Origin of the sequence: Streptomyces sp. NPDC059785, from assembly GCF_042732375.1 — a bacterium.
Taxonomy (GTDB): domain Bacteria; phylum Actinomycetota; class Actinomycetes; order Streptomycetales; family Streptomycetaceae; genus Streptomyces.
This window is the reverse complement of sequence record NZ_JBHWHV010000120.1, coordinates 1-10,036: the sequence shown is the minus strand read 5'-3', so window position 1 is coordinate 10,036 and position 10,036 is coordinate 1. Positions and strand designations below refer to the sequence as shown.

At 73.8% G+C, this 10,036-nt stretch carries 8 protein-coding genes; 4 read left to right on the top strand and 4 right to left on the bottom strand.

The window, feature by feature from the left end:
* Positions 1–18 precede the first annotated feature (18 nt).
* On the bottom strand, positions 19–924 hold the full coding sequence (locus ACFV6E_RS42505) for an endonuclease/exonuclease/phosphatase family protein (RefSeq protein ID WP_385469120.1): 906 nt from the start codon (positions 922–924) through the stop codon (positions 19–21).
* A 191-nt stretch (positions 925–1,115) separates the two neighbouring features.
* Here ACFV6E_RS42505 and ACFV6E_RS42500 point away from each other — a divergent pair, with 191 nt between their 5' ends.
* The gene (locus tag ACFV6E_RS42500; RefSeq protein ID WP_385469117.1) at positions 1,116–2,414 is read left to right on the top strand and encodes a DUF6986 family protein; all 1,299 of its coding nucleotides are present in this window, start codon (positions 1,116–1,118) and stop codon (positions 2,412–2,414) included.
* On the opposite strand, the gene ACFV6E_RS42495 is transcribed toward ACFV6E_RS42500, so the two are convergent.
* Positions 2,411–3,094, bottom strand: a complete 684-nt coding sequence (locus ACFV6E_RS42495; RefSeq protein ID WP_385469115.1) for a class I SAM-dependent methyltransferase — start codon at positions 3,092–3,094, stop codon at positions 2,411–2,413. The genes ACFV6E_RS42500 and ACFV6E_RS42495 overlap by 4 nt on opposite strands.
* 118 nt (positions 3,095–3,212) lie before the next feature.
* Here ACFV6E_RS42495 and pgm point away from each other — a divergent pair, with 118 nt between their 5' ends.
* The gene (gene pgm, locus ACFV6E_RS42490) at positions 3,213–4,853 is read left to right on the top strand and encodes a phosphoglucomutase (alpha-D-glucose-1,6-bisphosphate-dependent) (RefSeq protein WP_385176924.1); all 1,641 of its coding nucleotides are present in this window, start codon (positions 3,213–3,215) and stop codon (positions 4,851–4,853) included.
* A gap of 30 nt (positions 4,854–4,883) precedes the next feature.
* Here pgm and ACFV6E_RS42485 read toward each other — a convergent pair whose 3' ends face one another.
* Positions 4,884–5,948 (bottom strand): LacI family DNA-binding transcriptional regulator, encoded by a 1,065-nt coding sequence (locus tag ACFV6E_RS42485; RefSeq protein WP_385176932.1) that lies wholly within the window; start codon positions 5,946–5,948, stop codon positions 4,884–4,886.
* Positions 5,949–6,190: 242 nt separating this feature from the next.
* Between ACFV6E_RS42485 and ACFV6E_RS42480 the strand changes: the two genes are divergently transcribed.
* Entirely contained in the window at positions 6,191–7,141 is a 951-nt protein-coding gene (locus tag ACFV6E_RS42480; protein ID WP_385176926.1) for an ROK family protein, read from the top strand.
* Between the two features lie 270 nt (positions 7,142–7,411).
* On the opposite strand, the gene ACFV6E_RS42475 is transcribed toward ACFV6E_RS42480, so the two are convergent.
* Entirely contained in the window at positions 7,412–9,460 is a 2,049-nt protein-coding gene (locus ACFV6E_RS42475; RefSeq protein ID WP_385469112.1) for an NPCBM/NEW2 domain-containing protein, read from the bottom strand.
* Positions 9,461–9,760: 300 nt separating this feature from the next.
* Here ACFV6E_RS42475 and ACFV6E_RS42470 point away from each other — a divergent pair, with 300 nt between their 5' ends.
* Complete coding sequence (locus ACFV6E_RS42470) at positions 9,761–9,958, top strand: hypothetical protein (RefSeq protein ID WP_385469109.1); 198 nt, start codon at positions 9,761–9,763, stop codon at positions 9,956–9,958.
* Positions 9,959–10,036 lie beyond the last annotated feature (78 nt).

Sequence of the window (10,036 nt, the reverse complement as noted above, 5' to 3'; positions counted from 1 at the left end):
CCTCGGTCCGTTCCCCGGTCAGCCGAGGGTCAGCGTCGCCTGCACCGGCAGGTGGTCGCTGGGGAACTGGCCGTCGAGGGAGAAGGTGTTGATCGACGCCCGGTGCACCGTGACGCCCGGCGTGACCAGGATCCAGTCGATGCGCTCACCGTCCGGCGTCAGCGGCTTGTACCCGTGGAACGTGGCGTAGAGGGCGCTGCGTTCGGCCGCGGCGTCCCAGCTGTCCGCCAGACCGGCGCCGAGCATCGTGTCGTAGACCGGGTTGCCGTGCGCCGGGACGTTGAAGTCACCGGTCACCACCAGCGGCAGCGATGCGTCGAGCCCCGCGATCCGCTCGACGATGAGGGAAGCGGCCCGCGCGCGTGCGTTCTGGCCGGCGTTGTCCAGGTGGGTGTCGAGGAAGCAGAACTCGCGGTCGCCGTCGCGCAGATCGCAGAAGCGCACCCAGGTCACCATGCGGATCGAGCCGCCGCCCCAGGTGTTGGAGCCGATCACGTCCGGGGTGTCGGAGAGCCAGAAGTGGTCGTACTCCAGCGGGGCGAGGCGGCGGGTGTCGTAGAAGACCGCCATGAACTCGTCGCGGCTGCCGCCCGCGCGGCCGGTGCCGATCCAGTCGTAGTGCCCGCCGAGGTCGGACTCGATGTCGCGCACCTGCTGGTACAGGCCCTCCTGGGTGCCGATGACATGCGGGTGCTCGCGGCGCAGCAGTGCGCGCGTCACCGGCCTGCGGACGGCCCAGCTGTTGGGCTCGGCGGTGCTCGCGTAGCGGAGGTTGAACGACATGACCCGCAGCCGGTCGCCGCCGCGCTCGTCCGCCGTGGCGGGTGTGGCGGCCAGCGCGGTACCGGACAGCGGCAGGGCGGTCGCGGCGGCCAGTGCGGTCTTCATGCTGAGGCGGCGCGTGACTCGGCTCTGGTGCGGCACAGGGGCTCCTTCGGCGGGGGCGTCCGGGCGGGGCGTACGTACTGCGGGGACCACGCTGCCAGACCGACGTGAACATGCCGAGATGGCGGGGTGGACCGGCGGCGAGACGGTGTTGACCGCCGGGGAAGCCGCCCGATAACTTCGTTCAACGGATTGTTGATTCCGTAGAGCGGAAAATGGGAGGGTGTGGGATGGGTCAGCAGGAGAAGGTGGCGACCAGCCTCGCGGGCGCCGTCGGCGAGCAGATCAGCGCCTCGCTCGCCGCGGTCGACGCGGAACTTCAGCGCCGTTACCCGGGAGCCCCCGGCACCCGTCAGCCCGTCCACACCGTGTACGTACCCGGGGACGCGTTCGCCGCGGACACCATCCGTTCCTGGGGCGACCGGGCCCTGGCCGCGCTCGACGAACACGCCCCCGACGCCGCGTCCCTGGCGGCCGTCCTCGGCCTCTCCGACGACCTCGCGGAGCCCGTGTACGCGCGCGTACGGGCCAAGCTGGAGCGCGAGCCCGTGGAAGACCTACGGGTCGACTTCGAGGACGGCTACGGTCCCCGTCCGGACGCCGAGGAGGACGCGGCCGCCGCCCGCGCGGCCCGGCTGACCGCCGCCGCGTACGCGGACGCGACCGCCGCTCCGTACATGGGCATCCGCATGAAATGCATGGAGGCGCCGGTCCGGGAGCGCGGCATCCGCACCCTCGACATCTTCCTCACCGGCCTCATGGCGGCCGGCGGGCTGCCCGCGGGACTCGTCCTGACCCTGCCGAAGGTCACCTACGCCGAGCAGGTCAACGCGATGGTGCGGCTGCTCGAGCACTTCGAGCGGGCCCACGGTCTGGCACCCGGCCGGATCGGCTTCGAGATCCAGATCGAGACCAGCCAGTCGATCCTCGCCGCCGATGGCACCGCGACCGTCGCCCGCATGATCGACGCCGCCGCGGGCCGCGCCACCGGCCTGCACTACGGCACCTTCGACTACAGCGCCTGCCTCGGCGTCTCCGCCGCCCACCAGGCCAGCGACCACCCGGCCGCCGACCACGCCAAGGCGGTCATGCAGGTCGCGGCGGCCGGGACCGGGGTCAGGGTCTCGGACGGCTCGACCAACGTGCTGCCGGTCGGGCCCACCGCCCAGGTGCACGACGCCTGGCGGCTGCACTACGGCCTCACCCGCCGCGCCCTCGCCCGCGCCTACTACCAGGGCTGGGACATGCACCCCGGCCACCTCCCCACCCGCTACGCCGCCGTCTTCGCCTTCTACCGCGAGGGCTTCGCCCAGGCCGCGGCCCGCCTCGCCCGCTACGCCGGCCGGGCCGGCGGCGACGTCATGGACGAGCCCGCCACCGCCAAGGCGCTCAGCGGCCATCTGCTGCGCGGCCTCGACTGCGGCGCCCTGGACGACGAGGAGGTCGCGGCCGCCACCGGCCTGACCCGCGCGGAGCTGGAGGGCTACGCGGCACCCCGCCGGGGCGACCTGACGGCGTCGGGCAACTAGACCGCCTCCGCCGAGGCTCCGCGGCGGCAGTACAGGAAGAGGTTCGGCTCGGGCCCGGCGCCGGGATGGTCCGGGGTGAAGACGGTGCCGTGCCGGGACAGCACCGTCAGGCCCGCCGCCTGCGCCATGCCCACGACGCCGTCCTCGGCGAAGCTCGTCGCCCGCACCGGCCGGCCCATGAAGGAGACCTCGGCGTCCGTCACGTCCGCGGGCACCGTGGCCAGCACCAGATGCCCGCCGGGCCGCAGGGCCGCGGACAGCCGCCGCAGCAGGGCCGACTGCTCGGCGCGGGTCATTTGCAGCAGCGAGAAGAACACGCACACGCCGTCGAACACGCCGGTGCCGAGGGGGAGTTCCCGGATGTCGGCGCAGCGGAACTCGGCCCCCGGAACCTGCCGGGCGGCGAGTTCCACCATGACGGGGGAGACGTCGACGCCCAGCACCGAGTGGCCCGCCGCGACGAGCGCCGCCGCGGTGGGCCGCCCGGTGCCGCTGCCCACGTCCAGCGTCCGCGCGGCGGGCGGCAGCCGCCCGATCAGCCACGCCAGCGCGGCCCGGTGCGCCGGGGCGTGGGCGAACGCCTTCTCGTACTCGGCCCCCAGCGCGTCGAACAGCTCGGCGGCGGGCGGTCGTCGGTCCTCGCGCGTCACGTCGGTGCCCCTTCCCTCGGCGGCCCGCATCCTCGCACCCGCCGGACACGGGCCACAACGGTCGCCCCTGGTGCGCGTCCCGGCGGACCGGGCAGGGGAGAATGGGCGCCGTACCCCCATGGTCGACCCTTGTGTTGGAGGAGCGGGAATGCAGGACGCGCGAGCGGGACAGGCCGCCGGGCCCGAGGACCTCATCGACGTGGCCCGCCTGGTCACGGCGTACTACGCGCTCCACCCGGACCCGGCCGAACCCGGGCAGCGCGTGGCGTTCGGCACCTCGGGGCACCGCGGCTCGTCCCTCGCGGCGGCGTTCAACGAGGACCACATCGCCGCCACCAGCCAGGCCATCTGCGAGTACCGCGCCGCCCAGGGCACCGACGGCCCCCTCTTCCTGGGCGCCGACACCCACGCCCTGTCCGAGCCCGCGCGGATCACCGCCCTCGAGGTCTTCGCCGCCAACGACGTGACCGTCCTCATCGACCAGAGCGACGGCTACACGCCCACCCCGGCCGTGTCGCACGCCATCCTCACCCACAACCGCGGCCGCACGTCGGGGCTCGCCGACGGCGTGGTGGTCACCCCCTCGCACAACCCGCCCGCCGACGGCGGCTTCAAGTACAACCCGCCGCACGGCGGCCCCGCCGGTTCCGAGGCCACCTCCTGGATCCAGGACCGCGCCAACCAGATCATCACCGGCGGCCTGAAGGACGTACGGCGCATCCCCTGGGCCCGCGCCCTGGCCGCACCCGGCACCGGCCGCCACGACTTCCTCGGCGCCTACGTCGCCGACCTGCCGAACGTCCTCGACCTGGCCGCGATCCGGAACGCCGGGGTGCGCATCGGCGCCGACCCGCTCGGCGGCGCCTCGGTCGCCTACTGGGGCCGGATCGCCGACCAGCACGGGCTCGACCTGACGGTGGTCAACCCGCTCACCGACCCCACCTGGCGCTTCATGACGCTCGACTGGGACGGCAAGATCCGCATGGACTGCTCCTCGCCGTACGCCATGGCCTCGCTCATCGAGCGGCGCGAGAGGTTCGACATCGCCACCGGCAACGACGCCGACTCCGACCGGCACGGCATCGTCACACCGGACGGGGGCCTGATGAACCCCAACCACTACCTCGCCGTGGCGATCTCGTACCTCTTCTCGCACCGGGAGCAGTGGCCCGCGGGCGCCGGGATCGGCAAGACCCTGGTGTCGTCGAGCATGATCGACCGGGTCGCGGCGGACGTCGGCCGCCCGCTCATCGAGGTCCCCGTCGGCTTCAAGTGGTTCGTGGACGGCCTGTCCGACGGCACCCTCGGCTTCGGCGGCGAGGAGTCGGCGGGCGCGTCCTTCCTGCGCCACGACGGCTCGGTGTGGACCACCGACAAGGACGGCATCATCCTGGCCCTGCTCGCCTCCGAGATCACGGCCGTCACCGGCCGGACGCCCTCGCAGCACTACGCGCGGCTCACCGAGCGCTTCGGCGATCCCGCCTACGCGCGCGTGGACGCCCCCGCCAGCCGCGAGGAGAAGGCGCTGCTCGCCAAGTTGTCCCCGAGCCAGGTCACCGCCGACACCCTGGCCGGCGAGTCGGTCACCTCGGTGCTCACCGAGGCCCCCGGCAACGGCGCCGCCCTCGGCGGCATCAAGGTCGCCACCGACAACGCCTGGTTCGCGGCCCGCCCCTCGGGCACCGAGGACGTCTACAAGATCTACGGCGAGTCCTTTCTGGGCCCCGACCACCTGCGGCAGGTCCAGGAGGAGGCCAGGTCCGTCGTGCTGGCGGCGCTCGGCGGCTGACGCGGAGATCCCCCGAGCACGCCCCGAGGGTCAGCCGGCGGGCGGAATCTCGCCGGAACCGCGGGTGATCAGCCGGGTCGGGAGCTGGATGCGCTCCGGGGTGAGGAGAGAGCCGTCGAGCTGCCGGAAGAGCCGCTCGGCGGCCGTACGGCCGAGGGCGGCGGCGTCCTGGGCGACGACGGTGACCCCGGGGTCGAGGAGATCGGCGAGCTCGAAGTCGTCGAAGCCGACGAGGGCGACGGAACGCCGCTGCTCGGCCAGGATGCGCACCACGGTGACGGTGACGCGGTTGTTGCCCGCGAAGACCGCGGTGACGGGGGAGGGGCCCGACAGCATCTCCTCGGCCGCGCGGCGCACCCGCTCCGGATCGGTGACCCCGAGGGACATCCAGCCGTCCTCGACCGGGATACCGGCCTCCTCCATGGCCGTCCGGTAGCCGCGCAGCCGCTCCGCCGCGGTGTGGATGCGGGGCATGTCGCCGATGAAGCCGATCCGGCGGTGGCCGTGCGCGATCAGGTGGGCGACACCGTCGCGGGCCCCGCCGACGCTGTCCGACAGCACGACGTCGGCGTCGATCCGCCCGGCGGGCCGGTCCACGAAGACGGTCGCGACGCCCGCCCGTATCTCCGGTTCCAGATAGCGGTGGTCGTCGCCGGCCGGGATGACGACGAGCCCGTCGACACGGCGCGCGCACAGCGCGAGGACCAGTTCCTGCTCGCGGTCCGGGTCCTCGGCGCTGGAACCGTTGATCAGCAGCGCGCCGTGCGCCCGTGCCACCTCCTCCACCGCGCGGCTGAGCGGACCGTAGAACGGGTCGGCGAGGTCCTCCAGGACCAGGCCGATGCTCGCGGTGCGTCCCTTGCGCAGCACCCGCGCGCTGTCGTTGCGGCGGAAGCCCAGGGCGTCGATGGCCTCCTGGACCCGGCGCTCGGTGTCCGGGGTGACCCCCGGCTCGCCGTTGACCACGCGCGAGACCGTCTTCAGGCCCACACCGGCGCGGGCCGCCACGTCCTTCATGGTCGGACGATTGCCGTAGCGGTTCTCGGATCGGCGGGCGGTCTCGGCCACGATGTGCTGTCCTGTCCTGTCGTCCACGAGGATGCGTTCGTCCACGGGGGTGTGTCGGTCCACGGGTGCTGTATGAGGATGTGGCGTCGAGCATAGAGCCTGGACAACGTTGTCAGACTCGGGAGAGACTGTGCACGGCAATCCCCGGTTCAGCACCCCACCAGGGGCGCGTCTTCCTGCCGGTCCCCGCCGGGGCCCTGCGCGCCCGCCGCGACGGGCACACGGTGTGCCGGGACCGGCACCACACAGCAGCGGGAGAGCAGACTCTGATGCACACCGACCTCGTGGCCGCGCTCGACATCGGCGGCACCAAGATCGCCGGAGCGCTGGTGGACGGCCAGGGCCGGATCCTGCTGCGCGCGCAGCGCGCGACGCCCGCGCAGCAGGACGGGGACACCGTGATGGGCGCCGTCGAGGAAGTGATCGGCGAGCTGGCCGCGTCCTCGCTGTGGCCGCGGGCGCGGGCCGTCGGCATCGGCAGCGCGGGCCCGGTGGACGCCTCCGCCGGCACGGTCAGCCCGGTGAACGTGCCCGGCTGGCGCGGCTACCCGCTGGTCGACCGGGTCCGTACGGCCGCGGCGGGGCTGCCCGTGGAACTCATCGGCGACGGCGTGGCCATCACGGCGGCCGAGCACTGGCAGGGCGCGGCGCGCGGCCACGACAACGCCCTGTGCATGGTCGTGTCCACCGGCGTCGGCGGCGGCCTGGTCCTGAACGGCCGGCTCCACCCCGGGCCGACCGGCAACGCCGGCCACATCGGGCACATCAGCGTGGACCTCGACGGCGACCTCTGCCCGTGCGGCTCGCGCGGGTGCGTCGAGCGCATCGCGAGCGGTCCGAACATCGCGCGCCGCGCCCTGGAGGGCGGCTGGCTGCCGGGTCCCGACGGCGACACGTCGGCGGCCGCGGTGGCCGCCGCGGCCCGGACCGGCGACCCGGTGGCCGTCGCGTCCTTCGCCCGCGCGGCGCAGGCCCTCGCGGCGGGCATCGCCGCCACCGCGACCCTCGTGGAGATCGACGTCGCCGTCATCGGCGGCGGCGTCGGCAAGGCGGGCGACGTCCTGCTCACGCCTCTGCGCAAGGCCCTCGCGGACTACGCGACGCTGTCCTTCGTCCAACACCTGACCGTGGTCCCGGCCCTGATGGGCACGGACGCGGGGCTGGTGGGCGCGGCGGCGGCAGCGCTGAGCCGGACGGCTGGGACTACGGCCGGGGTCTGAGACCGGGACCGGCCACCGACGAGCCCGGCCCTGCCCGCCGACCGCTCCTGCCGCCGCGGACCGATTCTGCCCGCCCGGCTCGCCTGCCGGGAGCGGGCCCGGGCCTCCGGCCGGTGAGCGCCGTACTCGCGGCGGCCGGTGGGCCCTGGGGGTTCGCCCCCTCCGCCCCTTCCCTTCCCGTGGTTCTGGGGCTGCCGCCCCCAGGCCCCCGCTTCGGCCTGCACGGCCTCGTCATCAAACGCCGGACGGGCTGAGACCGCCAGGCCGGAGTCAGCAGGTGAGTGTCGCGTTCGCCCAGTCCGCGTGGTCCGAGTCGATGCCGTCGCCCGCGTCCGTGACGGTCAGGCGGATCACCTCGGCGCCCGTGACGTCCGCCGAGAGCGGCTGCGCGGGCATCGTGGTGTCGAGTACCCCGGTCGAGGCGGCCTCGGTGCCGTCCGCCCACACCTCGAAGGTGACCGTGCCGTTGGTGCTCTTCTCGTCGTCCACGCCCACGTCCGCGGTGACGGTCTCACACGCCCCGCCGGTGTAGAACTCGACGCTGCTCTCGGCGTGTACGCCGAGCCCGTCGGCGTACACGGTGCCGCCGATGGTGAGCGGCCCGCCGTCACCGGCGGCGCTCTCGCCGTTGCTGGTGTTCCGCTCGACGGGCCCCCAGCCGTTGGCCGCCGTCATCCACGGCAGGTCGCCGAGCGAGGAGACACCCGGGGGAGGGGCCACGACCACGGAAGCCGCCAGCGGCACCACGGTCTCGACGCGCGCCCCGGCCGCCGAGCGGTGGACCGCCCTGAGCGTCAGCCCGTAGGAGCCGGACTCCGTGCCGGCGGGCGCGGTGACCCGCCACGTCGTCCGCAGCGAACGGCCCGGCGGCACCGCGTCCGCGCCGGTCGGCGACAGCGCCCTTGCCCGCCAGCCGGCCGGCCCGTCGAGCGTCACGGAGACATCCCGGGCGGCCGTACGGCCGAGGTCGGTCAGTGTCGAGGTGAGAGTGACGCTCCTGCCCGCCTCGAACAACGGGGTGCCGTCCAGGCCGAGTTCGACGGCCGGCGGGTACTGCGCCCAGCGGGCGTCCGCCGACACCCGGACGAGGACGGTGCCGTGCGCCGGGACGGTCGCCGCGATCGTGCCCGCGGTGTGCGACGTCCGGTGCTGCCACAGGTCGCGCAGGGCGTAACCGCTCGCGGCGGGCAGTCCCACGGCCCGCGCGCTCGTGCTGATCCGCTGCGCGCTGCCGGACTCGTTGAACAGCGCCACCGCCCGGCTGCCGTCCGCCATCTCCTTGGCGACCACCCAGCGCCCGCCCTCGGCGGAGAGCACCGTCCCCTGTCTGCCGAGGGGATCCTGGTCGACGGCGACGACCTCCTCGTTGCCGAGGATCCCGAGGGTGGCGGCGGATGCCGTGCGCAGGTCGGAGCCGATGAGCAGCGGCGCGGCCATGACGGACCACATGGAGAAGTGCGAGCGGTACTCGGTGTCGGTCATGCCGCCGTTGCCGACCTCCAGCATGTCCGGGTCGTTCCAGTGCCCGGGACCCGCGTACGGCGCGAGGGGCAGGTTCTGCTTGAGGATCGACAGCATCGAGCTCCAGTTGTCGCTGATGTCCCCGGTGGTGCGCCACAGGTGACCGACGTCGGCCGCCCATTCCCAGGGCTTGTTCTGGCCCCATTCGCAGATGCTGTACACGATGGGGCGGCCCGTGGCCCGCGTGGCGTCCGCCAGCGCGTCGCGCATGGTCGTGTAGCGCTGCTTGGCGTCCACGCCCTGGTTGTTGCAGTTGTCGTACTTCAGGTAGTCCACGCCCCAGTCCGCGAACTGCCGCGCGTCGCTGTACTCGTGGCCGAGCGCGCCCGGGAACCCCACGCTGCTGCACGTCTTGGTGCCCGCGCTGGTGTAGATGCCGAGCTTCAGCCCCTTGGCGTGCACGTAGTCGGCGACGGCCGCGATCCCGTCGGGGAAGCGCGCGGGGTCGGGCACCAGCTTGCCGTCCGCGTCCCGCTCGGGCAGGGCCCAGCAGTCGTCCAGGTTGACGTACTCGTACCCGGCGTCCCTGAGCCCCTTCTCGACGAACAGGTCCGCGATCCCCTTGACCATGTCCTGGTCGAACTCCGCCCGGCACCCCGTGGAGTTCCAGTTGTTGAAGCCCATGGGCGGGGTGCGGGCGAGGCCGTCGTCGAGGCGGGGCGCGACGGACCGCGCTCCGGGCGCCGCGACGGCGCCCGGAGCGGCGGGCCCCGCCGCGCACAACAGCCCCGCCACGACCGCTCCGACCGCTCCGGCCGCTCTCCGGCGGACGGTGCGGGTGTGCAGGTGACGCGTCATTACGTGCCTCCGACTCGCTGAGAACGGATGGGATGGCGACCCGCGCGGCCATGAGCCCGGCTGTGGGCATGTCCGCGTCAATCATGCGCGTTTACGGTAGGACGTGTCGGACTCTGTCGGAAGGGTCCGGTAACGGCCGTTCGGTTCTGGGGCGTCGGTGCGGGCGAGTGCCGCCAGAGGCCCGACGGGCTCTTACTTGTGACCGCACGGCGCTCCCGTGGTCGCGGTTCCCGTGACCGCGCGGCGCTCCCGTGGCCGAGGAACCCGTGACCGCACGGCGCTCCCGTAGTTGAACCGGGCATGAAGAAGCGAACCATGCTCGCCGTTGCCTCCCTCGCCGCCGGATTCGTCGTCGCGGCGGTCACCCCCTCCCACGCCCTCGGCGGCGGCGACGCCCTCGACGACCTGGACCTCGACGGCAAGATCAGCTCGCTCGACCACACGGTCAGCAGCGAGAGCTTCGCCACGGACGACGACTCGCCGGCCCTCGACCGCTGATCTCCGGGCCCGGCGGCGGGCCCCGCCCCGGCGGCCGCACGGCCGTCCCGCGGCGCCGGTGTTCCCAGTGGGAACACC